Annotated in this window: 23 protein-coding genes and 1 pseudogene; 12 read left to right on the top strand and 12 right to left on the bottom strand. The window is 62.8% G+C overall.

Going from position 1 to position 25,506, the window contains the following annotated elements:
* Positions 1-69 precede the first annotated feature (69 nt).
* Positions 70-402 carry a hypothetical protein gene (locus tag ACM43_RS20280; protein WP_271542339.1) on the top strand — a complete coding sequence of 111 codons (333 nt, stop codon included), beginning with the start codon at positions 70-72 and terminating at the stop codon, positions 400-402.
* Between the two features lie 344 nt (positions 403-746).
* Here the strand turns inward: ACM43_RS20280 and rpoH are convergent, their stop codons facing one another.
* Positions 747-1,634, bottom strand: coding sequence for an RNA polymerase sigma factor RpoH (gene rpoH / locus ACM43_RS20275; RefSeq protein WP_271542337.1), 888 nt, complete (start codon positions 1,632-1,634; stop codon positions 747-749).
* A gap of 376 nt (positions 1,635-2,010) precedes the next feature.
* Here rpoH and ACM43_RS20270 point away from each other — a divergent pair, with 376 nt between their 5' ends.
* Complete coding sequence (locus ACM43_RS20270; protein WP_128262508.1) at positions 2,011-2,244, top strand: hypothetical protein; 234 nt, start codon at positions 2,011-2,013, stop codon at positions 2,242-2,244.
* A 6-nt stretch (positions 2,245-2,250) separates the two neighbouring features.
* On the opposite strand, the gene ftsH is transcribed toward ACM43_RS20270, so the two are convergent.
* Together ftsH and ACM43_RS20260 are read right to left on the bottom strand one after the other, a co-directional pair.
* The gene (gene ftsH / locus ACM43_RS20265; RefSeq protein ID WP_271542335.1) at positions 2,251-4,092 is read right to left on the bottom strand and encodes an ATP-dependent zinc metalloprotease FtsH; all 1,842 of its coding nucleotides are present in this window, start codon (positions 4,090-4,092) and stop codon (positions 2,251-2,253) included.
* A 228-nt stretch (positions 4,093-4,320) separates the two neighbouring features.
* A complete protein-coding gene (locus tag ACM43_RS20260) occupies positions 4,321-4,602 on the bottom strand; it encodes a hypothetical protein (protein ID WP_036002069.1) in 282 nt (93 codons plus the stop codon).
* 331 nt (positions 4,603-4,933) lie between these two features.
* On the opposite strand from ACM43_RS20260, the gene ACM43_RS20255 reads away from it, so the two are divergent.
* On the top strand, positions 4,934-6,121 hold the full coding sequence (locus ACM43_RS20255; RefSeq protein ID WP_271542332.1) for a CaiB/BaiF CoA transferase family protein: 1,188 nt from the start codon (positions 4,934-4,936) through the stop codon (positions 6,119-6,121).
* A 205-nt stretch (positions 6,122-6,326) separates the two neighbouring features.
* Here ACM43_RS20255 and ACM43_RS20250 read toward each other — a convergent pair whose 3' ends face one another.
* Positions 6,327-7,049 carry a DUF72 domain-containing protein gene (locus ACM43_RS20250; protein WP_271542330.1) on the bottom strand — a complete coding sequence of 241 codons (723 nt, stop codon included), beginning with the start codon at positions 7,047-7,049 and terminating at the stop codon, positions 6,327-6,329.
* 91 nt (positions 7,050-7,140) lie between these two features.
* Between ACM43_RS20250 and ACM43_RS20245 the strand changes: the two genes are divergently transcribed.
* Positions 7,141-7,356 carry a hypothetical protein gene (locus ACM43_RS20245; protein ID WP_271542328.1) on the top strand — a complete coding sequence of 72 codons (216 nt, stop codon included), beginning with the start codon at positions 7,141-7,143 and terminating at the stop codon, positions 7,354-7,356.
* Here ACM43_RS20245 and ACM43_RS20240 read toward each other — a convergent pair.
* The 4 genes from ACM43_RS20240 to ACM43_RS20225 form a co-directional block, all read right to left on the bottom strand.
* Positions 7,353-8,501: an amidohydrolase gene (locus ACM43_RS20240; RefSeq protein WP_271542326.1), complete on the bottom strand. Its 1,149-nt coding sequence runs from the start codon at positions 8,499-8,501 to the stop codon at positions 7,353-7,355. The genes ACM43_RS20245 and ACM43_RS20240 overlap by 4 nt on opposite strands.
* 162 nt (positions 8,502-8,663) lie before the next feature.
* On the bottom strand, positions 8,664-9,749 hold the full coding sequence (locus ACM43_RS20235; RefSeq protein WP_271542325.1) for a mandelate racemase/muconate lactonizing enzyme family protein: 1,086 nt from the start codon (positions 9,747-9,749) through the stop codon (positions 8,664-8,666).
* Positions 9,750-9,917: 168 nt separating this feature from the next.
* Positions 9,918-11,111 (bottom strand): M20/M25/M40 family metallo-hydrolase, encoded by a 1,194-nt coding sequence (locus tag ACM43_RS20230; protein WP_271542323.1) that lies wholly within the window; start codon positions 11,109-11,111, stop codon positions 9,918-9,920.
* Between the two features lie 67 nt (positions 11,112-11,178).
* The gene (locus tag ACM43_RS20225; RefSeq protein WP_271542321.1) at positions 11,179-12,420 is read right to left on the bottom strand and encodes an MFS transporter; all 1,242 of its coding nucleotides are present in this window, start codon (positions 12,418-12,420) and stop codon (positions 11,179-11,181) included.
* Between the two features lie 343 nt (positions 12,421-12,763).
* Between ACM43_RS20225 and ACM43_RS20220 the strand changes: the two genes are divergently transcribed.
* Positions 12,764-12,988, top strand: a complete 225-nt coding sequence (locus ACM43_RS20220; protein ID WP_271542319.1) for a hypothetical protein — start codon at positions 12,764-12,766, stop codon at positions 12,986-12,988.
* Positions 12,989-13,160: 172 nt separating this feature from the next.
* Positions 13,161-13,343, top strand: coding sequence for a hypothetical protein (locus ACM43_RS20215; protein WP_271542317.1), 183 nt, complete (start codon positions 13,161-13,163; stop codon positions 13,341-13,343).
* Between the two features lie 59 nt (positions 13,344-13,402).
* On the opposite strand, the gene ACM43_RS20210 is transcribed toward ACM43_RS20215, so the two are convergent.
* The 4 genes from ACM43_RS20210 to ACM43_RS20195 all read right to left on the bottom strand — a co-directional run bounded on the left by ACM43_RS20210 (position 13,403) and on the right by ACM43_RS20195 (position 17,315).
* Entirely contained in the window at positions 13,403-13,771 is a 369-nt protein-coding gene (locus ACM43_RS20210) for an avidin/streptavidin family protein (protein WP_271542316.1), read from the bottom strand.
* Between the two features lie 16 nt (positions 13,772-13,787).
* Positions 13,788-15,302: a CYTH and CHAD domain-containing protein gene (locus ACM43_RS20205; RefSeq protein ID WP_271542314.1), complete on the bottom strand. Its 1,515-nt coding sequence runs from the start codon at positions 15,300-15,302 to the stop codon at positions 13,788-13,790.
* A gap of 179 nt (positions 15,303-15,481) precedes the next feature.
* Positions 15,482-16,453, bottom strand: coding sequence for an ABC transporter substrate-binding protein (locus ACM43_RS20200; protein WP_157287054.1), 972 nt, complete (start codon positions 16,451-16,453; stop codon positions 15,482-15,484).
* Between the two features lie 274 nt (positions 16,454-16,727).
* Positions 16,728-17,315: a GNAT family N-acetyltransferase gene (locus tag ACM43_RS20195; RefSeq protein ID WP_271542312.1), complete on the bottom strand. Its 588-nt coding sequence runs from the start codon at positions 17,313-17,315 to the stop codon at positions 16,728-16,730.
* 596 nt (positions 17,316-17,911) lie between these two features.
* Between ACM43_RS20195 and ACM43_RS20190 the strand changes: the two genes are divergently transcribed.
* The 6 genes and pseudogenes from ACM43_RS20190 to ACM43_RS20165 all read left to right on the top strand — a co-directional run.
* Positions 17,912-18,154 (top strand): hypothetical protein, encoded by a 243-nt coding sequence (locus ACM43_RS20190; protein WP_051056887.1) that lies wholly within the window; start codon positions 17,912-17,914, stop codon positions 18,152-18,154.
* A gap of 729 nt (positions 18,155-18,883) precedes the next feature.
* A complete protein-coding gene (locus tag ACM43_RS20185; protein WP_271542308.1) occupies positions 18,884-19,114 on the top strand; it encodes a hypothetical protein in 231 nt (76 codons plus the stop codon).
* A 1,692-nt stretch (positions 19,115-20,806) separates the two neighbouring features.
* Positions 20,807-22,255 carry a DUF1254 domain-containing protein gene (locus tag ACM43_RS20180; protein ID WP_271542306.1) on the top strand — a complete coding sequence of 483 codons (1,449 nt, stop codon included), beginning with the start codon at positions 20,807-20,809 and terminating at the stop codon, positions 22,253-22,255.
* A gap of 78 nt (positions 22,256-22,333) precedes the next feature.
* Complete coding sequence (locus ACM43_RS20175) at positions 22,334-23,776, top strand: DUF1254 domain-containing protein (RefSeq protein ID WP_271542304.1); 1,443 nt, start codon at positions 22,334-22,336, stop codon at positions 23,774-23,776.
* Between the two features lie 134 nt (positions 23,777-23,910).
* Positions 23,911-24,915: an HAD family hydrolase gene (locus tag ACM43_RS20170; protein WP_271542302.1), complete on the top strand. Its 1,005-nt coding sequence runs from the start codon at positions 23,911-23,913 to the stop codon at positions 24,913-24,915.
* A 265-nt stretch (positions 24,916-25,180) separates the two neighbouring features.
* Positions 25,181-25,506, top strand: a pseudogene (locus ACM43_RS20165) (phenol degradation protein meta); the annotation flags it as partial.

Raw genomic sequence — 25,506 nt, 5'->3', positions numbered from 1 at the left:
GCCCTGCCGAACGGCCGGGCTCGTTTGCCATGGATCTGTGACTGTGTTCTCGAACGAAAGGAGGATGAAATGATCAAGGATCGTGCTTTCTCCGCTCGCGGGGAAACCACTCGGAAAACGTTGCGGCGGCTCGCCGCCTTGGCCGTTGGGGCTGGCCTCTCGCTGGTGCCCTTTGCGGTCTTTGGCGCCGAAAGCGCTGGCCCTGCCGCCAAGACAGCGGACAGTTTCGAGCGGCTCGCCTTGCCGCCGATCCCGTACCTGGACACGATGCCGTGGTCGAGCTGGGACCGGGGCAGCCCGACCATGAAGGTGGACACATTGCTGCCGGTCCTCGGGCCATCCGGGATCCGGCTCGACCTCACGCCGCCTGATCGGGACAGGCCGGAGCCTGCCACCAGCTGATACGGGGGAGCGGCCGGCGAGGCCGCTCCTCATCGTTGCAGCCACTCATCGCTCACGCGAAAGGAGGATCATCAGATGAGAGGCATTGTCCTCGCCGTCGCTTTGTTGGGCATGGCCAATGGGCTCCAGGCCAAGGAGGCCGACACGCCTCGCGCCGAGATGCGGAGCTCGGCCGAGCCCGCCCGGCAGCTTGCGACCAGTTCCGTCGGAGCGTCTCGGAGCGATCCTGAGAAGTCCAGCCAGACCGAGCGCAGGAGCCGGGAGTTTTCGCCCGAACGTCTCGTCCCCGATATCTGCAGAGGATGCTGATCGGCCTTGGCCGATCAGCATTCTTCTTCGCTCGCCTAACGCGACGTCGCAAGGCGCGCCTCATCGAGACGCGCGGACATCTTCGCCTTGATCCGCTGCAACGCGCGCTGCTCGATCTGCCGGACGCGCTCGCGCGAGATGGCGAACTTGCCGGCGAGCGCATCCAGCGTCTGCTGCGGCTCGCCGAGATATCGCGCCTCGACGATGCTGCGCTCCCGCGGTGTCAGCGCAGCGAGTGCATCGGCGAGGGCAGCCTTGGTGCGCTCACGGTCGGCCGCGTCCAGCAGCAGGCTCTCCGGATCGGGAGAGGGATCCACCAGCCGGTCCTGCCATTGGTCGCCTTCCGCCTCGACGCTGATCGGCGCGTTGAGTGAGATGTCGCCGCGCAGCCGGCCGTTCATCTCGGCGACGTCGGCTTCCCTCACGTCGAGATGTTTGGCGATAGATGTCAGCTGATCCGTCCGGAGATCGCCATCCTCCGCGACGCCAAGTCTGCTCTTCAGCTTGCGCAGGTTGAAGAACAGCTTCTTCTGCGCAGCAGTGGTGCCCAGCTTGACGAGCGACCATGATCGTAGGATGTATTCCTGAACCGAGGCCTTGATCCACCAGGAGGCATAGGTCGCAAGCCGGAAGCCTTTCTCGGGATCGAACCGCTTGACGGCCAGCATCAGCCCGACATTGGCCTCCGAGATGAGGTCGGCGATGGCGAGGCCATAGCGGCGATATTGCAGCGCGATCCTGGCTGCGAGCCGCAAATGGCTCGTCACCAGCCGATAGGCGGCGTCACGATCGCCGCAATCGCGCAATCGCCGCGCATAGTCGGCTTCCTCCGATGCCTCGAGCAGCGGAAAACGATGGATCTCCTTGAGATAGCGGGATAGCCCGCTTTCCCCGTGAAGGGCAGGAAGTGAGGCAACCAACATCGCGCCCTCCCTCACGAGCACCGTTCGCCCCGATCAGGGGCGCCTTGCCGACCCATCCGACAATCCAGGTGAAGCGCCGAGAGCGGCGCGGTCCAAGCGCAGTCAGGTTTCATGGCCAAATCCTCGATAGAGCAAGATGGTTGGACCACCGCGAACCTGATCCGCTGAGCCCGATCATGGCACCCAGACGCCTCAGGCCGGTGGGCGCCACTAGAATTTGGAAATGGCCGGAATGTTCCAGCGTGAACGGTCGTGACGGAAATTGCGATTGCCGTATGCCTTTGCCGCTGCAGACAGGCTCTTGAAACGCGGAGCCTTCATTCCAATCTGGTCCACGCAGGCGCCGATGAGGCTGCACGCATGCTTGGTTCGTGGGATGGATGACTATCGTGATCTCGTGAGCGCAGCTCTTGCGCTGTTCTGCGCCGGCTTGATGTTGGTGGCCGGCCATCTCCTGATCGAATGGCACGCCAGAAGCACCGATCCCGGCATCGGGATCGAGGCGCCGAAGCGCGAGGGCGCGCCCGCGCCGCTCATCTCGAACGGTTCGCCGCCGGACAGGCGGATGATCGAGCTTCCCGCCGAGATCAGGCGCAAGCGCGCCGCGTGAGTGGCCCTAGATCGCCCGCAGCCCTTCCTTTGGCATCTCCCGGATCAGCACATCGATGTCGCTCTGCTCCAGCGTTTCCTTCTCGAGCAGCTTTTTTGCGGCGCGGTCCAGGATCGGCCGCCGCGTGGTCAGGATGCCCTGGGTGCGCTGGAACACCTGGTCGACGATGGTTTTCACCTCGTGGTCGACCGCGGCGGCGGTCTCCTCGGCATAGTCGCGTTCGCGCGTCGGATAGGGGCGGTCAGGGCCGGCCAGGAAGTTGCCGGGATCACGCTCATAGGCGACGCTGCCCAGACGCTCCGACATGCCGTAACGCGTCACCATGCTGCGGGCGATATCGGTGACGCGGCGCAGATCGTCCGCCGCACCGGTCGACAAGTGCCCGAACACGATCAGCTCCGCGGCGCGGCCGCCGAGCAGCACCGCCATCTTGTTCTCCAGCTCCTCCTTGGTCATCAGGAAGCGGTCCTCGATCGGCCGCTGGATGGTGTAGCCGAGCGCGCCGACGCCGCGCGGGATGATCGAGACCTTGTGCACGGGATCGGTCCCCGGCAGTGAGAGCGCGACGAGGGCGTGCCCCATCTCGTGATAGGCGACGATCTCGCGTTCCCTGGGGTTGAGCAGGCGGTTGCGCTTTTCCAGCCCGGCGACCATGCGCTCGACCGCATTGTTGAAATCGCTCATGGTCACCGCTTCGGCGGCGCGGCGCGTCGCCAGCAGCGCGGCTTCGTTGACGAGATTGGCGAGGTCGGCCCCGGTGAAACCAGGGGTCAGCGCGGCAACGGCGTCTGCGTCGACATTGTCGGCGAGGCGCACCTTCTTCATGTGCACCTTGAGGATCTCGATGCGGCCCTTCTTGTCGGGGCGGTCGACCAGCACCTGGCGGTCAAAGCGGCCGGCGCGGAGCAGGGCGGGATCGAGGATTTCGGGCCGGTTGGTGGCGGCGAGGATGACGAGCCCGGAGCGCGAATCGAAGCCGTCGAGCTCGACCAGCAGCTGGTTGAGCGTCTGCTCCTTCTCGTCATGGCCGCCGGCGAACGGGCCGATGCCGCGGGCGCGGCCCAGTGCATCAAGCTCGTCGATGAAGATGATCGCCGGCGCCTTTTCGTGCGCCTGCTGGAACAGGTCCCGCACGCGCGCGGCGCCGACACCGACGAACATCTCGACGAACTCCGAGCCGGAGATCGAGAAGAACGGCACTCTCGCCTCGCCGGCCACGGCCTTGGCGAGCAAGGTCTTGCCCGTGCCTGGCGGGCCCACCAGCAGCACGCCTTTCGGCATGCGGCCGCCGAGGCGACCATAGTCGGTCGGGTTCTTCAGGAAATCGACAACCTCGCGCAGCTCGTCCTTGGCCTCGTCCACGCCGGCGACGTCGGCAAACGTGACGCCGGTGTTGGATTCAACGTAGACCTTGGCCTTGCTCTTGCCGATCGCCATCAGCCCGCCGCCGATCCCGCCGCCCTCGGCCATGCGGCGGCCGATGTACCACCAGACGCCGAAGAACAGCAGAACCGGCATGACCCAGGACAACAGGTCGCGCAGAAACGTGCTCTCGATCTGCCCGGTGAAACGAACGTTGTGCTTCTCGAGCTCCTGGGCGACGTCCTGGTCGACGCGCGTGGTGACGAATTGCTTCTGGCCGCCGGACAGCGGCTCCTTCAGCGTGCCCTGCAAGGTGCGGTCGGAGATGCCGACCGTCTCGACTTTCCCCTGGCGCAGCAATTGCTGATATTCGCTGTAGGGGATCACCGCGATCTGGTTCGCCGCCGAGATCAGATACTGAATCAGGAAGACCGCGAAAATTGCGGCGATGGCGTATCCGATATTGAAACGGGCATTCTTGTTCATGGGGAGGCCAGATCCGATCGTGTTACGCGGGCCGGGCTAACGTCGAGGCGCATTTTGGCGCGCTCGCTCGGGCCCGGTGCGCCTCCGGACCTGCATCTTAGCGACAGAACTTCTCCTGCTGCCATCGGTTCCAGTCATCCCAAACGCGGGCTCGGCAGCGCCGTACGCAGGCGATCGAGATGCCGGGCAGCGATAAGGCCCGGTTGCAGGCCGGGCCTTTGCATCAGCTCACCAGGGATACCAGTAAGGATATGCCGCCGGATAATACCGGACGGTCCGGTAATAGCGGGGGCCATAATAGTATCGCGGCGGACCATAGACCGGCGCATAATAGACCGGAGGTGCGGCCGCGGCGGCCAGCGCTCCGGTGAACAGGCCGAGCGCGATGGCCGGACCGATGCCTGGACCGCCCCAATGATGATGATGGCCCCGCCAATGGGCCGAGGCCGGCGCAACGGTTCCGATGAGGAGCGTTGCTGCCGCGGCGATTGCAAGAGCAAGCTTTCTCATGTGACTTCCCTCGACTTATGCCCGCGCAAGCGGGCTTCTCAATCCTTTGCATGAGTTTCGTCTCGCCGAACACGGGGCCCGGCTGCATTCGAACTTAGGATCGGCCGTGACGACTTCAAGTCTCGTGCTGCGGCTCCGACGTTTGGTCGCGGCGCGCAGGGGCGTCACTCGCGGAGGAGAGAGGCGTTGGCCGCCATCGTCACTGCCGGGTGTGCCGTCCAATTCCGCCGGTCGAAATGTCCGCGGCTCATTCCTGGGCCAGCATGGATGTCGTGCCTTGCGGTGACAGCCGGCCGCTGTAATTTGAGCAAAACATCAAAGGAAGGAATCCATGGGAGGAGTCTTGGAGGGCGTGCGCGTGCTCGATTTCGGGCGCTATATCGCCGGGCCCTATTGCGCCACCTTGCTGGCCGAGTTCGGGGCCGAGGTCATCCGCGTCGAGAAGCGCGACGGCAGCGAGGACCGGTTCGTCGCGCCGGTGGGTGAAGGCGGCGAGGGCGCGCTGTTCCTCCAGATCAATCGCAACAAGAAGGGCATCACGCTCGATCCCATGAAGGGGGAAGGCCAGGAGGTGATGCGCCGCCTGATCGCGTCCGCGGACGTCGTGGTCGCCAATCTGCCGCCGCAGACCCTGCGCGCGATGAAGCTCGATTACGACTCGCTGAAGGCGATCAAGCCGGACATCATCCTGACCACGGCGACCGCGTTCGGCGGGCCGGGCCCGTGGTCCGACCGCGTCGGCTTCGACGGCGTCGGCCAGGTGATGTCGGGCTCGGTGTACATGACCGGCACGGGGGATCCGCCGTACCGCGCCGCGGTGAACTGGGTCGATTTCGGCACCGCGCTGCACTGCGCGTTCGGCACGCTTGCCGCGCTGATCGAGCGCGGCAAGTCCGGGCGGGGGCAGATCGTCGAGGGCGCGCTGCTCGCAACCGCTCTGTCCTTCACCAATGCCACGCTGATCGAGCAGGCCGTCATCGACGTCAACCGCGTGCCGACCGGCAATCTCGGCCAGACCGCGGCGCCCGCCGACATCTACCGGACCAAAGACGGCTGGGTGCTGTGCCAGGTCACCGGTCATCCGCTGTTCAAGCGCTGGGCGCGGCTGATGGGCGAGGAGGATGTGTGGCTGAATGATCCGCGCTTTGCCGACGACATCAGCCGCGGCAATAACGGCCGCATCATCAGCGAGCGGATGGCGCGCTGGTGTGCCGAGCGCACCACGCAGGAGGCCGTCGATACGCTGGGCCAGGCTATGATTCCGACCGGTCCCGTGCTCTCGCCGCAGCAGGCACTGGATCATCCGCATATCCGCGCCACCGGCTTCATGCAGGACGTCGACTATCCCGGCCTGCCGAAGCCCGCACCGGTGTCACGCGCCGCGGTCCGTCTGTCGGAAACGCCGGGCGAGATCGCGAGCCGCCCGCCGACACTCGGCGAGCACACCGATCGCGTCCTCGCCGATCTCGGCTACGATGCGGACGAGATCGCAGCGTTTCGGCAGAGCGGTGTCATCTAGCGGCATATCATTCGGTTCCGCAGACTGCCGTGCTTCACCTCTCCCCGACGGGGAGAGGTCAGATTGCTAGGACGCGCAATGGCGCGGCGTAGCAATCCGGGTGAGGGGCCCGCGGCATTCAGAGAGACCTTGACCCCTCACCCGGACCGCATCTTCGATGCGCTCCGACCTCTCCCTTCGGGAGAGGTGAACCAAGCCCTGCGCGTCACAGCAATTGCTTCAACGCCTTGGCATCGGCGGGCGCTGCGCTCTTCTGGTCGTTGTCGAAATAGACGTAGACGTCGCAGCCCTGCCGCTTCCACGACTTGATGCGCTTGGCCCATTGCGCCAGCGTGGGTTTGGTATAGTGCCCGTGATAGCGCCCGCTTGGGCCGTGCCCGCGCACATAGACGAAATCCGCCGTGCGCTTCCACGGCGCCGGCGCGTCGTGATGATCGGACAGGCACAGCGAGATGTTCTCCTCAACCAGCATGCGCAGGATGCGCGGCTGATACCAGCTCGGATGGCGGAATTCGAAACTGTAGCGCCGTTTCCGCGACAAGAGCTTGCAGAACGAGGCGAGCCGGTCCGCATTCGCCTCGAATTGCGGCGGCAGCTGGAACAGGATCGGGCCGGCCTTGCCGCCGAGCCTGGAGATGCGATCCTCCAGCAGCTCGAGGCTGTTGACGGAGCGGTCCGACAGGCGCTTCCAGTGCGTGATGAATTTGGAGGCCTTCCAGGCGAACACGAAATCGCGGCCGGTCTGCTCCCGCCATCCCTTCACCGCCTCCGGCGTCGGCGTGCGGTAGAACACCCCGTTCAGCTCCGTGGTGTCGAACTGCCCGGCATAATAGCTGAGCTGCTGCTTCAGCGTCACGCCCTCGGGGAAGAACGGGCCGCGCCAGGAGGCGTAATGCCAGCCCGAAGTTCCGATCAGAACGCGCGCCATGTTTCACGTATCATCCGTTGCCATTTGCCGGAGGGAACGTCCGTACGGCCGATACGTTTCTCGTGAGCATCAACGGTGAGGACCGGAACCGATGTACGCGCTGTTCGAAGGCAACAAGCAGATCGGCAATCCCTTTCCGACCGAGAAGGAAGTGTGGGAAGCCGCCTTGATCGAAGGCCTCGTCACCGACGTCCCCGTTGCCGACGAGGAGGGTGGCCACCTTCTGCCCGCCGGCTATCACGTCGAGCGCGTGGACGAGACATTCGCGCCGCGGCCGGACTGGAAGCTGCCGCGCGAGATAAGTTAATTCGTCGCCAGCGCCGCCTTGGCGACTTCGGCCATCCAGCGTGAGGCCACGGGCAGGATCGCGTCGTTGAAGTCGTAGCGCGGGCCGTGCAGCTCGGCGCCCTCGCGCAACTCGCCATTGCCGATCCAGACGAAGGCGCCGGGCCGCTGCTGCAGATAATGGGCAAAATCCTCGCCGGCCATGCTCGGCGCGAGATCGCGCCGCACCGGCGCCTGCACCTTCTCCGCTGCGATGCGCGCGAGGTCGGCCTCGTCGGGCGTGTTGATCACGACGCCAACCCCCCAGACGATCTCGGGCGTGACCTTGACGCCGAAGCTGGTCGCAATTCCGGCGCAGGTGCGCGTGATGCCGTCGAGGATGACGTCCTTGACCGCCTCGCGGTGGTAGCGCAGCGTGCCGCGGATGGTGACGCGTCCGGCGATCTGGTTCGGCGCGGTGCCGCCTTCGATCGTGCACAGCGACAGCACGGCGGTGTCGAGCGGATCGACGCCGCGCGAGGTGACCGATTGCAGCGCGACGATGAGGTGCCCGGCCGCCACCACGGGATCGCGAGTCAGATGCGGCATGCCGGCGTGCCCGGCGTGGCCCTCGATCGTGATGGTGATGCGCCCGCCGGAGGCCATCACGACGCCGTCGTGTACGGCGATGGTGCCGGCGGCAAGGCCCGGCCAGTTGTGGAAGCCGAATATCCGCTCCATCGGAAAGCGATCGAACAAGCTGGCCGCGACCATCGCGCGCGAGCCGCCAAAACCTTCCTCGGCCGGCTGGAAGATGAAATCGACCGTGCCGCTCCAATCGGTATCAGTGGCGAGGAGTGCTGCGGCGCCCAGCAGCGCGGCGGTGTGGCCGTCATGGCCGCACGCATGCATCACGCCGGACGTCGTCGAAGCGTAGGGCAGGCCGGTGTCCTCGGTGATCGGCAGCGCATCCATGTCGGCGCGCAGGCCGACCCGCCTCTGCGCATGGCCGCGCGTCAAGGTCGCGACGATGCCGTGGCCGCCGATGCCAGCCTCGAAGGGAATGCCGAGCTCGGTGAGCTTCTCCTGCACGAACGCAGAGGTCTCTTTCTCCTGGAGCGACAGCTCCGGGTGGGCGTGGAGGTGCCGGCGCCACGCGGTCAGTTTCTGGTGCAGTTCGGGGGACAAGGCAGGGATCTTTCGCGAGGAGGATCGACTTGAGTCAGCATAGCCGATTATTGGACCGCTGCATCAAGCGCCAGCAAATGGCTCGCGTGCAAAGCACGCCGCTCTTTCCCCGTCATTCCGGGTTCGCGACTTCGTCGCGCCCCGGAATGACGAGCATGGGTGTTATGCCAGCTTCGCCAGCCCCTTCCAATCAAACCCGATCCCGTGCCCGTGCCTGTCCGGCGCCAGCGCCAGCCCGTCCTTCAGCACCAGCGGATGCTCGATATACTTGTCGAGCCCGAATCCGTGCGCCTCCAGATAGGATCGGTTCGGGCAGGCCGCGAGCAGATGCACGGTGATGTCATGCGCGCCATGGCTGGTGACGGGCAGGTTGAACGCTTCCGCCAGCCGCGAGATCTTCATGAACGCACTGACGCCGCCGCAATTGGTGACGTCGGGCTCGGGATAGGACACCGCGCCACTGGCGATGTAGTTCTTGAACTCCCACAGTGAGCGCAGATTCTCGCCCGTCGCGATCGGCACGCCGCCCGCCTGCATGATGCGCACATGGCCCGCGACGTCGTCGGGGATGATCGGCTCCTCGAGCCAGGTGAGGTCGAAAGGAACGAAAGCGCGCGCGGCGCGAATCGCCTCCTCGACCGTCCATTTCATGTTGGCATCCGCCATCAGCGCAAAGCCGTCGCCGAGATGTTGCCGCATCGCGGAGATCCGCGCGACGTCGGACTTGAGGTCGGGCCGTCCGACCTTCATCTTGATGGCGCGAAAGCCCTTGGCGAGATTGCCGTCGGTCTGCCTCAGCAGCGCATCGACGGAGAGATCGAGGTCGATGCCCCCGGCATAGCACGGCACCTGCGCATCGAAGCCGCCGAGCAGGCGGTACAGCGGCAGCTTGGCGCGCCGCGCCTTCAGGTCCCACAGCGCGATGTCGAGCGCCGAGAGCGCCAGCACCGCCGGCCCGCCGCGCCCGCCATAATGCAGCCCCCACCAGACATGATGCCAGATCGCCTCGGTATCCTCGGCCTCGCGCCCTTCGACCAGCGGCGGGATCTCGCGCTTGAGAATGTCGGCCACAGCCCCGCCGTTGCGCCCGACCGTATAGGTGTAGCCGACCCCTTCGGCACCGTCGGCATCGCGGATGCGGCAGGTGATCAGCTCGAACGCCGTCATGTCGCCATGCGTGGAGTCCGACAGCGTGATGGGGAGGGGAATCCGGTAGAGCCCGGTCTCGATGTGTGCGATGCGCGGCATGTGGCCTCCCTGTTTTTTTGTTCTTCGTAGGGTGGGTTAGCTAGCGGCTGCGCGAAGCGCAAACGCTGGCGTAACCCACCTCTTCTGTCACCGCGGATACGAACAGTGGTGGGTTACGCCCCGCGGTTTGCACTACGCGCAATCCGCGGAGCTAACCCACCCTACCATCTACCGCATCGTCGCGAGTTGCACCGCCAGCGCGCAGGCGCGGTCGTATTCGTCGAGATTGATCCATTCGTCGACCGTGTGCGCCTCGTTCTGGCCGGCGCCGAATGTTACGGTCGGAACGCCGTGGCGGACCATCCAGTTGGCGTCCAGGCCGCCATTGGCGGCGCGCACGTTCGCCGTTCCGCCCACGGCAGACACCGCCTCGATCGCGCGTTTGACCACCGGCAGATTCTCCTTCATGCGGAACGGATAATAGTCGGTCTCGGCCTTGAACTTGACCTTGCCGGACTTGCCTTGCGCGTTGGTGACCTTCTTGGCCGCTTTCTCGAACGCGGCCTTGTAGGCCTTGGTGATCTCCTTGAAGAACTTGCCGTCATGGCTGCGGCTCTCGCCGCGCACATGCACGTAGTCGGTGACGACGTTGGTGGCATCGCCCGCGGGGCGGCCTTCGCCACCGGTGACAGGGCCGACATTGCTGGTGCCTTGCCTCTTGCCCTTCACCACCTTGCCGAACCAGCCGCCGGCCTTCACCTCCGCAAGCGCCAGCGCCATGATCATGGTCGAGGAGATGCCGCGCTCCGGTGCGACGCCGGCATGCGAGGCGCGGCCGAAGATCTCGACCGTCCAGCGGTCGGCGCCGACCGCCCCGATCACGACATTGGAGGCCGAGCCGCCGTCATAATTGAACGCCATCACCGGCTTCCCGAGCTCGTCGAGCTTGACGTGCCGCGCGCCATAGAGCCCGCTCTCCTCGCGCACGCAGAACAGAAGCGTGATCGGCGGATGATCGAGCTTCTGCTTTTCGAGCTCGGCGGCCAGCGTCACCAGCACGCCGCAGCCGCAGCGATTGTCGCCGCCGAGCGCGGTCCTGGCGTCGTTGACGATCTTGCGCCCCGTCAACTTTGGCTTGGCACCGGCGCACAGCGGCACGGTGTCCATGTGGGTCATGAACATGATCCGCGGCTGGTTGTGCAGCGCGCCGCGGCCGGGCAGGTCGACGATGAGGTTGCCGGTCTCGGTCGGCACCGGAATCCGCGTATTGGCGTCGTCGAGCCGGATCGCCTCCGCCGGCACACCGCTTTCCTTCAGCGCAGCCGTGAGCTCCCGCCCGATCGCCGCCTCCTGCCCGGTGACGCCCTCCACGGCGAGGAAGCGCATGAGACGATCGGTGGCGGCTTTGGTGTCGACAGGCATGGACTCGAATTCCCTTGATGCGGATGGCGGCGCAGCATCTCCTGCGCTTCCGCATTTCGCAAGGGGCTCAGACGCGCTGCGTGTAGATCAAGAAGATCAGCACGCCGAGCGCCAGCGCCGCCGCCATGAACAGCAGCACTGCCGGCAGCCCCGCGAGCGCGGCCACCGCGCCGGTGACGGATTGCATCAGCGCAGTGCCGAGAAAGAAGGCGAGATTGACGGCCGCAAGCGCCTTGCCGGCGACCTGCGCATCGACCAGTTGCCTGGACATGCCGAACAGCAGCGGCTGCGCCGACGTGCAGAGCCCGATGAGCACGAACAATGCCAGATCGTAGGACGGCGGCATGACGTTCACGCCGAACAGCCATGCAACGGCAAAGTGCGGCGCTCCCAGCGCCATCAGCGCGAGCAGCAGCGCCGCGATCGCATGCGTTCCGGCGACCAGCTCGCGGCGGCGGCCGAGCCTGCGGTCGATCATGCCGACCAGCAGCGGGCCTGCGATCATCGCCAGCGTGAACGCGCCGAGCTGGTTGCCGGCCTCGATCCGCGCCAGTCCCTTGATCTCCATCAGCCAGGGCCCGCCCCACAGGCCGCGCAGCACCAGCGTGCTCGCCAGCGACACCATCGCCAGCGCGATCACGCCGCGCAGCGGCCGCGACAGGCCAAGCCTGACCACATCGATCATCTGCGACAGCGGCGAGGAATCGTCCTTGTGCTCGGCCGGCTGGTGCGGCACCAGCGCGAACACCGCGAGCGCCACCACGACGCCGCCGATCGCGGAGATCCAGAACCCCGCGCGCCAGCCGTAAGTGTCGATCACGAAGGCGAGCGGGCTCGCCGACAGCAGCATGCCGATATTGCCGATCGAGAGGATGGCACCCGACCACAATCCGAACCGCTCCGCCGACAATTGCTTGGCTGCGAGCGTCATCGGGCACATCAGCATGCCCGAAGTCGCGACGCCGAGCAGCAGCTGCCCGACGGCGAAGCTCTCGGGTCCCGTCGCAAACCCCGAGGCCATCGCGCCGAACACGGTTCCCGCCAGCAGGGCGAGCGACACCGGCCGCACGCCGAACCGGTCCATCGCCGCCCCGACCGGGATCTGCGAGGCCGCAAAGGCGAAGTGGTAGACCGACGTGAGGCTCGCCAGCGCCTGCGGCTCGATGTGGAAATCCGCCGCCATCAGGTCGAGGCTGACGGCCGGAATGGTGCGCAGCAAGGTCGACAGCATGTGGCCGCAGGCGAGCGCGATCAGCGCGAAGATCAGCGCGCGGGTGGCGGTGCCCGCGTCGTCGGCGGCGGTGGTCATGAGCGTCCCGTCCCGAGAAGGTTTTGGGGTGGGTTACATGATCGACGGGGTGGGTGCCAATGGCGGCAGCGCGCCCCCCTCATGCCGGAATGTGACCTCGGACTGGTACTCGAGCTATCGAGCAATGCCATTGCCGAGAGCTAGCTGCATTGCAACGCACCACTTTCGAGACGGCGCTCACCCCGGTACGGAGTCATGGCGTTGCGCCCCGGGGATGAAGTGTTGTGGGCGTCTCCGCGGTGCGCGCGACGGTTGCATCATCTTCGCTCTTGGGAGCTTCCGTTGGCGGACGTAGGAACAAAGGAGACATCGTCTCTCTTACCCAGGTTAAGGAGACCTGATCATGCTGTCGTCGAGACCACCACGGCCCATTCGCACGACGCTCGATCTTGCGAACGCTGAGCAGGTCAAGTCGGTACGCAGGCGGCTTCGCATCTCCAATGCCGATCTGGCCAGGATCGTCGACAAGATCGGCAACTCTCTGGCGGCCATCGAGAAGGAAGTGGAGCTCGAAAAACTGGCCGTTCAGCAGGGTAGTGCCAGGGACGCGGCGACGACCCTCGAATGAATCCAACCCATCACGTGGGAAAGGAGAATTGCGATGAACGGTCTGATCTACCTCATAGGGCTAATCGTTGTGATCGCCGTCATTCTTTCGTTCTTCGGCTTGCGATGACCCGCCACGGCCCGGCAGGTGACCGCCGCGCCGGTGGAGTCATTCTTAATGTCGCGTGCAGCAAATGATTGATCCGCACCAGGTCAATACCATCATAGCGACGACGGTTTGCGCGTTCTTCAAGGGCCTTCCGGACGCTGAAATCGGACCTGAAGAAGCCAAGCTGCTGGCCAAGCAGATCACTGAAGCGCTGAACGCTGCCGGACTGCAGATTGTCCCTGTGGAACCGGCGATCACAAGGCCCTAGCTCTATGGTTGCGGCACCGGGCTTTCTGGCTCAAAGGTCCGTCAGGTGGGGGGACGGCGCTAGACCCGTTCGAAAGTATCGACGTTGGTTGTGACGGCGCGCCACCAGTTCGATGGCCTGAGCTTTGCGGGGTCGCCCTCGCTGGCGGCACTCAGCGCCTGGTCGGCAACCACGAACCAAGCGGTCTCCATTTTCCCGTGACGCAACAATCCCGTGTACGAAACGACGCTGTCGCCCGTGGCGGACGAGCCCACGGCGACGAAGCCGATGCAATTGCCCCGATGAAATCCGGTGACCTGCACCGTTTGTCCATAGAAGCCGCTGTCTTCAAGCGCGGTCTCGAACGTGCCTTCGACGCGCTCCTCCGTCTCGCTGATGATGCGCAGGATGGAGCCGAACTGATTTCGCCAACTGCCGACCCATGACATCCCGGTTCTCCCATGGTCATTTGCCCGGTGTGATGTGCAGCCGGTGCAATCGATGCAGCTCCCCGGCGGCGGTCTTCATCAGGCCGCGCGCCGCCTCACGGTCCCGGCCGACGATGAACCCCGATGCAAAAGCCACGGCGCGCCGGTTCGCCGGCGGCGCCGCCAACGCTGTCTCCGTCGCCAGCTCTCGATGCGTCATGAAGTCGTTGAGCGATCCTAGCGCGGATTGGATCTGCTTCAGCTGATCGGAGAGATTTGCGAGCTGTTTCTGGTCGCGATCGCTATACAGGCTCTTGAAGAAGTCGACGGCGTAACGGATCTTCTTGATCTTGATCCGCAGCCTGTGACGCTGCATCGGGTCGAGATCGTCCAGATGCTTGCCCTGCTTGCGCGCCTTCCTGATCCGGCGGTCCAGCACCGCCGCGGCGTAACCGGCAATCGACCGGTCGTCATCGGGGCGGGGCTGTCCGGTTTCGATCCACTCGATCACGTCGATCAGCAGGCGGCGGTAGCGGGGCGATTCGACGGCCTCGCGGGCGCGCGCGAAGGCTGCGCCTCGCTCCGTGGAAAATTTCTCGGCGATCGCGCGTGCGCCGCGATTCGGCACGCCTTGGTCCGCGATCGGCAGAATGCTTTCCGTGAGAAAGACGTCGATCTCGCGCGCCGGCGCCAGCTCGCCCGTGAGCCATTTGAGCTCGGCCTTGATCCGCTCCGTGCTGGCGCGCGGGAGGATGTCGGAGAACAGCGAGATCGCCGCCCGCAGGCGCCGCAGGCCGACGCGCATCTGGTGGACACCTTCCGAATCCATGTCCCGCACGGGATCGGCATTCGCCGTGATCTGGCGAAGCGTCGAATGTGCGATCACGCCGAAGGCATTGCGCGGCGAGAGCTCTCGTTTCAGCTCGACCCGTTCGGCGTATTGCGCGCCTGCGCCGTTTCCCGTCACGAGTTGAAAGCCTCGCTCGGCTTTCGAGCGCAGATCGAGCTCGGCGCCCGTTTTGCGTTCGACATTGCGTGCCAGTCGAAACAGATCGGCGATTTGCCCGGATTTCAATTCCAGCTCGAGCTCGGCGACCAGCCGCGAGCGCCGCCCGGCGCCGATGCGGCCACGGTCGACGGCGAGCTCGATCTGGCTCCGTCGCACCCGCCTTGCTTCCGTCGTGCGATGAACCTCGGTCCGAAACACCGGCCGCAGCTTGCGCGGAAGTTTTTTAGACGCGAGATCCGCAAGAGGCGTGTTCTTGACCTTCGTCAAGTCGGGCCTTGCGCCTGCGACCTCATGCTCCCATTCGCCGCGCGTCGCGGCTCCGGAGCCGTCGGCCTTTACGGTCTGCACATAGCGATCGCCAACCTTGCGGACGCGGAGCGTGAGGCCATGGCGCCTGAGCTTCTGCTTGCTGGTGTCGTAGTAGGTCGACACGAGTGCCTGCTCCGACCGGTCGCTGTGTCGTCCGTTCAAAGCGCCGTCGCGCAAGATGGATGACAGCTTTCGCGGCGCAAGGCGGAATTTGAGTTCCGTTTCGGCATTCATCGGACTGTGCTTCCGTTGCCGATTCAAGTCGGCGCCGGTGCGGGAAGTTCCGTGTGCACGGGGTTTTCGAATCTCCATGCGTCCGTCCGTCATCCGCGTCCGGCCGGACGCCATCACGTCAAGTTCCGTAGCAGCTTCAGCGCATCATCCAGCAAACAATCGATCTGTCTCGTCGCGCCTTATTCGATCACCTCGTCGGCACGGGCGAGCAGCGATGGCGGGATTTGGATGCCTAAGGAGCGCGCGGTTGCTGAGTTGACAACCAAATTGAACTCGGTGGGCTGCTGAATGGGCAAATCTTCCGGCCGAGCACCTTCTAAAATACGTGCGGCGTAAGTGCCGGCTTTCTGAAAAGTGCTGACAAGGCTCGGCCCGTAGCTCATCAGGCCACCGGCCGCCGGAAATTCGCGAAATTCGTAGGACGCCGGAAGCGAATGACGATTGGCCAATGCGACAAGTTGCACACGCAGGTTAAAAAAAATCGCATCGTTGCTGACGAGGACTGCCCCGACTTGAGTATCGACAAGCTGCCTGAAAGCTGGTTCGAGTTCATCCGCGTTGCGCGCCTTAGCGACTTTCAAGGGCCGCCCGGTCGAACGGGCAACCTCGTCAATTTCCTGCAGCAAGTCTTGATTGTCAGGGTTTACCAAAAATCCGACGGTAGCCTTTTGCTGGAGTAGCTCCTGGATCAGTTCGAGACGCTTGAGGACAAGCCTCGCTGTCATCATCGATATGCCCGTAGCGTTGCCTCCGGGACGAGCGAAGCTCTTTGCCAGTCCGAGCTTCACGGGGTCTGACGCGATTATGAATACGATCGGAATGGTTGAAGTTACCCTCCTTGCGGCGAGCGCAACCACATTGCCCCCTCCGATGATCAACGCTGGATTGAAGTGCAAGAGCTCTTGTGCGAGCTCCGGAAGTCTACTGTGGTTTCCTCGTGCCCACCTACGTTCTATCGTGACGTTTCTTCCGACTACGTAACCCCTCTCAGCGAGACCTCTTTCGAACGCCGCGTCATAAGGGCTCGCCACGTCAGGTGAACCCACGGACAGCACACCAATGACAGGTACCGCTGACTGTTGCGCCCTAGCCGTAAGCGGCCACAGAGGTGCCGCACTGACAAGCAGCGTGACCAACTCCCGCCGTCTCATGGGCGCTCCCAAGTTCTTGGGTGACAGCATCGTAGCCGTTCAGTCGGGCTCATTGATAGTAGCTTAAAACCTCCATGAAAGCCGTTGCCGCACCGCACAGTCGATGTCATGGTTGGGTCAAAGGCTGCCGTCGGCACCCAATATGAGCAAGGACAGCTCACCTCTCGGAAGCGGACCTGGCTGCGCACTGGGCAGAGGTCAGCCATGGGCCACAAGCGGAAGTCAACAAGCATTGGCGGCTGCGAGCCCTTCTCTTCGACAGATTGGATTCCGTTCAAGAAGCTGTCCGCAACATTGGCGTCATCGTCGGCGAAGAACCATGTTGTATCTCGCCGATGATCTTGAAGCCGTGGCGTTCATAAAGGGAGATGTTTCGCGGATTCGAACTTTCGAGGTAGGCGGCGATGCCCTCCTCGTCGCATCGTCGAAGAGCGTGCTTCATCAACAATGTGCCGAGACCTTGGCCGATCCAGTTCGGATCGGAGGCAAGGAGAGGCAGATACCAATGGGGCTCGTGTGGATGATGTTCGGCCATTCCCTGGAGCATGTGTCCAATATCATCGGCGATCTCCGGACGTAGGGATTGCGCCATGAGTGCGTCCATGGCCATTTCATCGGGCTCGACGCCGGGCGGCAGCCACAGGGCGGCCGCGCGAGCCCCTTCTGTGATGTAAGCTGTGCCATGCTCGAATGCCCGTCCGCCAAATGCCTTGACGAATTGAGGCATAATCCTGAGATATTCGGATGAATCGGGCCAAACCCAACGCGCCATCGGATCGGCTGCAAAGCCAAGTACAATGGTGCTGATAGTGCTTGCCTGAATGTTGGCGCCCGCAGATCTGATTTCCGAGTCTGCGCTCATGATATCCTCCAAGTCGTAGATGGGGTCGGCCACATTCATTCTAAGTTGGAGCGCTACGGCCGCCTCTCGACGCCGTGGCTCGCGTATAGCGGATGAGTACGCATCAAAGCATATCGGGCCGCTGCTGGACTAGGGCCTAATCCCGAGATGGGGCAGGAGCGCCATTTGCAGTTTATTCGCCGGATGTCTGCTTACGCTCCAATGGCCGCCGAATCGCAGCAGTTTCCCGACACGCGCTTTGGGCCAACAGCGGAAGTCGCGCTAATTTGATCAGCTCGTTGCCGCAGAAGTCCTTGGCTCCGATTTCAGTTCGGCGGCTCGGGCCAATGTGCCAGCCCCCGTTGATGGAAACGCTGTTCGGGGATGAGAAAAAAGGAGCTTCCGATTTCGCGCAGCGGAGTTGATGCTTCACGGGATCACCACGTGTGCCCTGACCTTCCGCCGCCACTGTGGAGCCAAGTCGCTCGGGCGGTGGTCGCATGATGGTCGGCGCACGAGACGGAAAGTTCCACTCCGGCGGCCTGCCCCTTACTGCGCCCTTATAGGCAAATCGCCGAGCGACGCTCCGACGTCGGCTTTCGGGGAGCACAAGTGTCATGGATGAAATCCTGCGTTGGGTGGCGACAGTCGGCACGATCGGCGCCGGGCTGATCCTAGCTGCCCGGGCCCGGCCACTCATTACCGGCTGGGCCTTCGTCGTGCTGAGCGGTGCATCGGTGATCTGGATCGTCGTCGGCTATCTAACAGCGGAATATGCGCTGATGGTGCAAAACGTGGTGGTGACACTTATCAACGTGTTCGGCGTCTACCGATGGCTGATCTGGAAAGGAAATGTATGAAAGCGCTCTGCCTGCGCGCTCTGCCGCGCTCGCGCGCACAGGTCAAGCTTAGCTCGGCGGCCTCTGTCCGGTCTACCTCGCACAGCCGACACGGCGACGGCTCACTCGGTGTTCGGCTCAGGGCCAGAACCGGAAGTCTCATACGTGGCGCAGCCTCGTTTTTCTGGGGAACACATACGATCATTCGGGCATACCCGCCACGCGAAATGCGTGCGCTCTTGAAATGCGTGCGCTCTTGGCGGTCCGAACCCAATCGCATTGACCAAATGCGCGATCGACAGTTGCCGACTGCAGCATCGACGCCGCCCGACCGCAAAAACATCCTGCAGTGCAGCTACGGAACAATACTACATCCGGGAGATTCGCGGAACGAAACGGGTCGTCAGTCTTTCTCTGGCCTGGGAGGTGCACATGACTTCTCAGACCATAGAAGGCGCCTGTGCGTTCGCTTGGCGGAACTACTTGCTGCTTCACAACGGGATCAGCGAGAACGATACTCGACGCTCTGCCCTCTACCGCTACATCGTCAATCTTCGTGATACCGGCGAGATGATTTCGATGTCTTGCAAATTGCGGCGGTCGCTTACTTGAAGAAACTAGACGAATTGCATGACGACCGATCTGCGAGGCTCGCGGTAGATCAAATTTTGGCCGAGCGTTTAGCCTCACGCATTGCACACCCCGTCACTTAGCTTCAGGCAAGTAACGCTAGAAGAAGGAGCGCGCAGCATGGCAGACAAATCCGCTAACTCAGACCGGTTCGCGCGCGAACCACAAAGACGCATCGCCGCAGCGACAACAATCGGCATGAATGCTTTGAACCCAATCATGCGCTTTCAGGTCTCAATGCTGAGGATGTGGGTCGATAGTATTGAGAGGTTCGCAGGCAATTACAAAAAGGGGTTGGAAGAAACCGCGACCGCCGTAGAGGAACAGTCAGACAAGGAACGCGCCGCGTAGATCAACGCGAATGGTCACGTGGAGTCCGGCTCGTTCGGCGTGGGTTGTCGCGGCGCGCTTCCCAGGGTCACAAGCTGGCCTTGCTAGATTGCTTCACCTTGGTCCGTTCATCTCCGGGCAGCAGACATTGCGGCTCTGCGGGCAAAGGTCAGCAACGGGCCAAAACCGAAGTCGGGCATTGGTCCAGCGACAGCCAATTGGCTCCATTAGAGTTCGCCTGCCGCGTGTGGTTCAGAGTTGACGCACAGAAGATCGAGCTCTGATCCGCTAAGAGCGGCTCGAAAGAAGCGGCATTCGTATTCGGCCGGCGTCCTGCTCGCACGCTGAAAGGCCCTCTCAGTCAGGAAAAAGCACTTTCTGCAATTGTCCGCATGGTGATGATCCTGAGGCGCGTTTAGCTGCTCTAAGATATTGCGAAGCAGATTGCGAAAATTGTTTGCGCCAAGTTCAAGTGTGGCAATTGCGCTGACAAGCTCTGCGATGGCTAGCCCACACCAGCATGGACGCCAGTAGACCGACCACGCCCGCGTTGCCGGCAAAAGCGGTGGCGCCGGCGGATATCCAGACGAAGCGAGTCACGGTTCATCCCGTCGGGTATCGAGATCTCCGCCGGAAGCACCGTCGCGCCGCCGAAGTTCTCGACGACGTACGACGCGCTGAACGCGCTGCAGCGCTTGATCGCCGACAGACAATGGAACAACGGCGACATAGCCGTCGGCGCGCGAACAGTCGCTGCGACAATTCCCCATTGGCGCTATTGAGCTGCGCGACTGTGGTGTTGACGCCGCCGATCTCTGATCCAGCGCGAGCTTGGCGCTCTGCTGCGCCGCTTTGGCGGCGTGGACACCGACTCGTACTGGAGCTGGCATCATCCGCTGCCAGCGTCTGGACGTCGGCAAGACGCTTCTTGTTGTAGGCAACCTGCGTGGTGAGCCCACTGACATTCGCCGTTGCCAGTTCGCAATTCGATTTCAGGATCTCGACCGGCTGCTTTGCGCCGGCAAGCGAAGCCTGCAACTGCGTGACCTTGTACTGGGTCGATTTGAAACAGCACGTCGTTGGCCTTTACCGGCACGTTCGGCTTGATCGGGATCGCCACAATTTGTCCTGCACATTCGATAATTAAAAAGAGCGAGAAATGTCGCGAGGATAGGTCCGCCTGTTAACAGCGAGATAGACCCAAACAACCCGCCCCCATCGCACCAGTTTGAATTTCGAGACACAAGCGACAGCGGAACGACCATATAGGCCAGAATAGTGATCATGGCTGGCCCTCACTGTTAGGTTGTGCTATCGTGATGCGGTGGAGGTAGCCGAAGCCGCACGTCGAAGTGCCCTTCAACGACAAGCTTTATCGCCCAGCAATCCTGTTTCGATTATGCAGACGCCATGCGGCGTCGACGTCGCACGTTCATTTGCACGCTCCCTCGCTCACCAGCGATTCAAGTGGCTCCGTCGTTTTCTGTACAAGGAATGATGTATGCGTATCACAGCACTGAATCAGATTTCGGAACGCTCGGCGTGACCGCGACGTTGTGCGGGACCGAAATAGCGCCTGCCCAGCACACGGCAGCCCTGCCATCCATGAAAAACAATCGGCACCGCCCGCGGCACCCGCCGAGCGCGCGACGCCGAATTCCGAACGAACCGACGATGGAGACCGTATTACATCACTGAAGAGGAGGACCCGATATGTTTCGAGGATTTCTGCCCCTGACGTTGTCTCTCTGCCTCGGCGCGGCAGCCGCGCCCGCGGCGCTCGCCCAGGCGGCCATCACCGAACAGGAGGCGCACGCCATCGCGGTTGACGCCTACGTCTACTTCTACCCGCTGCTGTCGATGGACGTATCCCGCAAGCAGTTCACCAACGGCACCACCGATTTCAAGGGCCCGATGAATACGTTCGTCAACGTGGCCGAATACCCGCCGGCGGATTTCAAGGGCGTGGTGCGTTCCAACTTCGACACGCTGTATTCCGTATCGTGGCTGGACATGACCAAGGAGCCTGTCGTCATCTCGGCGCCGGATACCGATGGACGCTATTATCTGCTGCCGATGCTCGACATGTGGACCGATGTTTTTGCGTCGCCAGGCTGGCGCACGACGGGCACCAAGGCCGGGACGTTTCTGGTGACACCCCCAGGCTGGCGGCCGGATCTGCGCGACAAGTTTGCCGAGGAGTTCAAGCTTCCGAAAGACACCCAGCGCATCAACGCGCCGACGCCTTACGTCTGGCTGATCGGCCGGACCAAGACCGACGGCCCGCCGGACTATGACGCGGTTCGCAAAATCCAGGCCGGCTACAAGGTCACGCTTCTTTCCGAATATGGCAAGGCGCCCAGACCGCTTGATTTCAAGCCCGACCCAAGCGTCGATATGAAGACACCGCCAAAAACCCAGGTCGATACCATGTCGGCGGGCGTCTATTTCGCCAACGCCGCCGAGTTGCTCAAGCTGCATCCGCCACATATCACCGACGAGCCGATCCTCGCGCAGATGAAGAAAATCGGCATCGAAGTTGGCAAGAGCTTTGACATCGGCAAGCTCGATCCCACCGTGCAGCGGGCGGTGGAAGCCGCACCGAAGGATGCGCAAAAGCTGATGGCCTGGAAGCTGCCGACGCTGGCGCGGGTTGCCAACGGCTGGTCGATGAATACCGACACCGTGGGCGTTTATGGCAACTATTACCTGAAGCGGGCCATTCTCTCGCAGCAGGGGCTGGGCGCGAACGTGGTCGAGGACGCCATCTATCCGCTCAATCTCGCCGATGAATCCGGCAAGCCGCTCGATGGCGCGAACAAGTACACCATCACCTTCGAGAAGGGCGCCACCCCTCCGGTCAATGCGTTCTGGTCGATCACGCTCTACGATCAGGACGGATTCCAGGTCGGCAACACACTGAACCGCTTCGCGGTGAGTAGCTGGATGCCGTTCAAGTACAATGCGGATGGTTCGCTCGATCTCTATTTCCAGAACGCGAGCCCCGGCAAGGAGCTCGAAGCCAACTGGCTTCCAGCGCCGAAGGCGCCATTCAACCTGACGATGCGCCTGTACGCGCCGAAGTCTGAGGCGCTGACCGGAAAATGGAATCCGCCGCCGGTCGTGAGGTCGCAAACAACGGTGGGGATCTCGGCCCAATGAAAGTTGACGGCACGCCGGCGCTTCGGCGCCGGCGTTTGACCGCGCGAAAACAATCATCCCTGAAGAGGAGCCGGCACCATGTTGACGAAACGCGACCTTCTCCGTTCCGCGGCGCTTGCTGCAATCACTGTCACGACGACCAAGGCTATCCCGGCCAACGCGCAGGCCAAGACGGAATGGCCGGACATCCGCGAGGCCAAGGCCATCGCCGAGGAAGGCTTCATCTACGGGCTCCCGATCGTGATGAACTACGCTGTGATGTACGAGTATTCTGTCGACAAGAATTCGGGACAATACAAGGCGCCGTTCAATCAGATCAAGAATGAGCCACGGGTCTTCACCTACAAGGACACCGCGGTTATCACCCCCAACAGCGACACACCGTATTCGTTTGCCTGGATGGACCTGCGAGCGGAGCCGGTTGTCCTCTCGGTGCCGGCGGTGGATCCCAAGCGCTACTACTCGATCATGCTGTGCGACGGCAACACGTTCAATTATGGATATATCGGTAGCCGCGCGACCGGCAGCGATGCCGGAGACTATATGGTTGCTGGACCAGACTGGCAGGGCGCAACGCCTGCCGGTATCAAGAAGGTGTTCCGGTCCACGACGCAGTTTTCCATCGCTGGCTATCGGACGCAGCTTTTCAATCCGGCGGACATGCCTAATGTCGAGAAGATACAGGCCGGATTTAAGGTGCAGCCGCTCTCAGCCTATTTGAAGCAATCAGTCACAGTCGGTACGGCCGCCGTGGACTTTCCCAAGATCGACAAGGAGTTGGTGAAGAAGAACTTCTTCGAATATCTCGACTTCTCCTTGCAGTTCGCACCTGCGGGGCCGGAGGAAAAGGAAATCCGCGCGAGGCTCGCGCGCATTGGCGTCGGCCCCGGCAAGACCTTCGATTTCAAGGAACTTCCGATTGCTCACAAGCTCGAAATCGGCTTTGGCATGAAGGACGGCGAGGAGAAGGTTGAGAAGTATCTTGCTGGCGGGCAAAAGGAGGTCAATGGATGGAAAATCGGGTCGCTGTTCGGAGACCGGGCATTCTTCAGCGGCGACTGGCTGAAGCGAGCCGCCGCAGCCAAGGGCGGCATCTATGGCAACGATGCGGAAGAGGCAATGTACCCCTTTACCAAAGCTCTCGCCAATGGTGAGGCGCTCGACGGCAGCAAGCACAATTACACGCTGACCTTCCCGGCAGGACAAGCTCCACCCGTAAATGCATTCTGGTCGGTGACGATGTATGATGGCAAGACGCAGTTGCTGATCGAAAATCCGATCAACCGATACCTGATCAACTCGCCGATGCTGCCCGACATGAAGAAGAATGCCGACGGCTCAGTGACGTTGTACATCCAGCACAAATCGCCAGGCGCTGACAAGGAATCCAACTGGCTGCCAGCACCTAACGGGGATATTTACCTCGTCATGCGGCTGTACTGGCCGAAGACCGAGGCCCCGTCGATCCTGCCCCCCGGCAACGGCACCTGGAAGCCGCCGGCGATCGTCGTGGCGAGCTAGCATTCGGGTCGGTCCGCCATCGCCGGAAGGTGATGGCGGCCGCAGCCTGGTTGTCGACGTGTGCCCGATCCGAAGCAGGGACAATGGAAAACAAGAGAGGATCCGAACATGGCTTCGGCCAACGGGTTTCCGTTATGAACCGCCGCGCGGTGCTGTCTGCGTTTGCAGCGTTCACCGCGTTTCCTGTCGTGTCCGCCCTGGCGCAAACGCCCGCGGCCGATCCGCTGCCGTCGTGGAATGATACGGCGACCAAAAATTCTATCGTCACCTTCGTCGAGCGCGTGACGAAGCCAGGCTCGCCCGACCTGGTACCGCCTGCCGAGCGGATTGCCACCTTCGACAATGACGGCACCTTGTGGGCGGAGCAGCCGATCTATTTCCAGGCTGCCTTCGCATTCGACCGCGTGAAGGCGCTCGCCCCGCTGCATCCGGAGTGGAAGGACAAGGAGCCGTTTGCCTCGCTGCTCAAGGGCGACATCAAAGGCGCGCTCGCCGGCGGCGAGGCCGCCATCTTCCAGATCGTGACGGCCACCCATTCCGGCATGACCACGGTGGAATTCGACCAGATCGTGCGCGACTGGATCGCCACAGCCAAACACCCGGTGACCGGGCGCCTCTATACCGAGATGGTCTATCAGCCGATGCTGGAGTTGCTCGCCTATCTGCGCGGCAACGGCTTCAAGACGTTCATCGTCTCCGGCGGCGGCATCGACTTCATGCGCGTCTTTGCCGAGCGGGTCTATGGCGTCCCGCCCGAGCAGGTGGTGGGCAGCAGCGGCAAGCTGAACTTCGAGCTGCGCGACGGCAAACCCGTTCTCATGAAACTGCCCGAACTCGATTTCATTGACGACAAGGCCGGCAAGCCCGTCGGCATCCAGATGCACATCGGCCGCCATCCGATCGCGGCTTTCGGCAACTCCGACGGTGACCTGCAAATGCTCGAATGGGCCAAGGGGGGCGGCGGTGTCCGCTTCGCCCTTATCGTGCACCATACCGACGCCGAACGGGAATGGGCCTACGATCGCCATTCCTCCATTGGCAGCCTCGACAAAGCGCTCGACGCGGCCCAGGCGATGGGCTGGACCGTTGTCGACATGAAGAACGACTGGAGGAAGATATTTCCATTTGGAAGCAAATGAACATCAAGTGGACGGGGCCGTTTTCGCAATGCCCGATGGAGGAATAGCAGGCGATGTTCTCGCGACTTTAGCGCAACAGTTGCGAAGGATTTTTGATCTGGACCGTTTTCAGAGCGATAGCCTACGACGAGCTATTATATCTATGGCAATCTCGGGTAGAGCACTGTGGTCTCCAGCCATTGGGAGCAGGTATATGGCGCACCACCTTCCCAAGCGAAGTTCCAACCGTCAGCGCACGTGCCGCGGCCTCGGCGCGGCTCTGCTAATGTTGGGATCGATGTCCGGGGCGGCCTACGCCGACGAAAGCGGCGTTTCCTACTGGCTTCCCGGACGCTTCGGCAGCCTTGCAGCGACACCTCAGGTGCCGGGCTGGTCCATGGCCGCGGTGTACTATCACACCTCGGTCGAAGCATCGGGCGCCGTCGCCGCGGCAAGGCAGATCCAGATCGGCAGATTCCCGGCAACGGTGAACGTCAATCTTAATGCCAGTCTGAACGCGCAGGCCGATCTGATTCTTTTGAATCCCACTTACACTTTCGGCACACCGGTGCTTGGCGGACAACTGGCCATCGGCATCACTGGCCTGTTCGG

This window comes from Bradyrhizobium sp. CCBAU 45321 (genome assembly GCF_028128975.1).
In the GTDB taxonomy this organism is placed as follows: domain Bacteria; phylum Pseudomonadota; class Alphaproteobacteria; order Rhizobiales; family Xanthobacteraceae; genus Bradyrhizobium; species Bradyrhizobium yuanmingense.
The sequence above is the reverse complement of the archived record's forward strand: the minus strand, read 5'-3'. Positions and strand labels throughout refer to the sequence as shown.

What these genes read in the sequence shown, in the direction of transcription:
- ACM43_RS20180 (WP_271542306.1), top strand. Translation starts at nt 20,807, where the DNA reads ATGTTTCGAGGATTTCTGCCCCTGACGTTGTCTCTCTGCCTCGGCGCG.
- ACM43_RS20190 (WP_051056887.1), top strand. Translation starts at nt 17,912, where the DNA reads ATGGATGAAATCCTGCGTTGGGTGGCGACAGTCGGCACGATCGGCGCC.
- ACM43_RS20270 (WP_128262508.1), top strand. Translation starts at nt 2,011, where the DNA reads ATGGATGACTATCGTGATCTCGTGAGCGCAGCTCTTGCGCTGTTCTGC.
- ACM43_RS20195 (WP_271542312.1), bottom strand. Translation starts at nt 17,315, where the DNA reads ATGAGCGCAGACTCGGAAATCAGATCTGCGGGCGCCAACATTCAGGCA.
- ACM43_RS20250 (WP_271542330.1), bottom strand. Translation starts at nt 7,049, where the DNA reads ATGGCGCGCGTTCTGATCGGAACTTCGGGCTGGCATTACGCCTCCTGG.
- ACM43_RS20220 (WP_271542319.1), top strand. Translation starts at nt 12,764, where the DNA reads ATGCTGTCGTCGAGACCACCACGGCCCATTCGCACGACGCTCGATCTT.
- ACM43_RS20235 (WP_271542325.1), bottom strand. Translation starts at nt 9,749, where the DNA reads ATGCCGCGCATCGCACACATCGAGACCGGGCTCTACCGGATTCCCCTC.
- ACM43_RS20255 (WP_271542332.1), top strand. Translation starts at nt 4,934, where the DNA reads ATGGGAGGAGTCTTGGAGGGCGTGCGCGTGCTCGATTTCGGGCGCTAT.
- ACM43_RS20245 (WP_271542328.1), top strand. Translation starts at nt 7,141, where the DNA reads ATGTACGCGCTGTTCGAAGGCAACAAGCAGATCGGCAATCCCTTTCCG.
- ACM43_RS20205 (WP_271542314.1), bottom strand. Translation starts at nt 15,302, where the DNA reads ATGAATGCCGAAACGGAACTCAAATTCCGCCTTGCGCCGCGAAAGCTG.
- ACM43_RS20225 (WP_271542321.1), bottom strand. Translation starts at nt 12,420, where the DNA reads ATGACCACCGCCGCCGACGACGCGGGCACCGCCACCCGCGCGCTGATC.
- ACM43_RS20175 (WP_271542304.1), top strand. Translation starts at nt 22,334, where the DNA reads ATGTTGACGAAACGCGACCTTCTCCGTTCCGCGGCGCTTGCTGCAATC.
- ACM43_RS20210 (WP_271542316.1), bottom strand. Translation starts at nt 13,771, where the DNA reads ATGTCATGGGTCGGCAGTTGGCGAAATCAGTTCGGCTCCATCCTGCGC.
- ACM43_RS20185 (WP_271542308.1), top strand. Translation starts at nt 18,884, where the DNA reads ATGGCAGACAAATCCGCTAACTCAGACCGGTTCGCGCGCGAACCACAA.
- ACM43_RS20280 (WP_271542339.1), top strand. Translation starts at nt 70, where the DNA reads ATGATCAAGGATCGTGCTTTCTCCGCTCGCGGGGAAACCACTCGGAAA.
- rpoH (WP_271542337.1), bottom strand. Translation starts at nt 1,634, where the DNA reads ATGTTGGTTGCCTCACTTCCTGCCCTTCACGGGGAAAGCGGGCTATCC.
- ftsH (WP_271542335.1), bottom strand. Translation starts at nt 4,092, where the DNA reads ATGAACAAGAATGCCCGTTTCAATATCGGATACGCCATCGCCGCAATT.
- ACM43_RS20200 (WP_157287054.1), bottom strand. Translation starts at nt 16,453, where the DNA reads ATGAGACGGCGGGAGTTGGTCACGCTGCTTGTCAGTGCGGCACCTCTG.
- ACM43_RS20260 (WP_036002069.1), bottom strand. Translation starts at nt 4,602, where the DNA reads ATGAGAAAGCTTGCTCTTGCAATCGCCGCGGCAGCAACGCTCCTCATC.
- ACM43_RS20170 (WP_271542302.1), top strand. Translation starts at nt 23,911, where the DNA reads ATGAACCGCCGCGCGGTGCTGTCTGCGTTTGCAGCGTTCACCGCGTTT.
- ACM43_RS20215 (WP_271542317.1), top strand. Translation starts at nt 13,161, where the DNA reads ATGATTGATCCGCACCAGGTCAATACCATCATAGCGACGACGGTTTGC.
- ACM43_RS20230 (WP_271542323.1), bottom strand. Translation starts at nt 11,111, where the DNA reads ATGCCTGTCGACACCAAAGCCGCCACCGATCGTCTCATGCGCTTCCTC.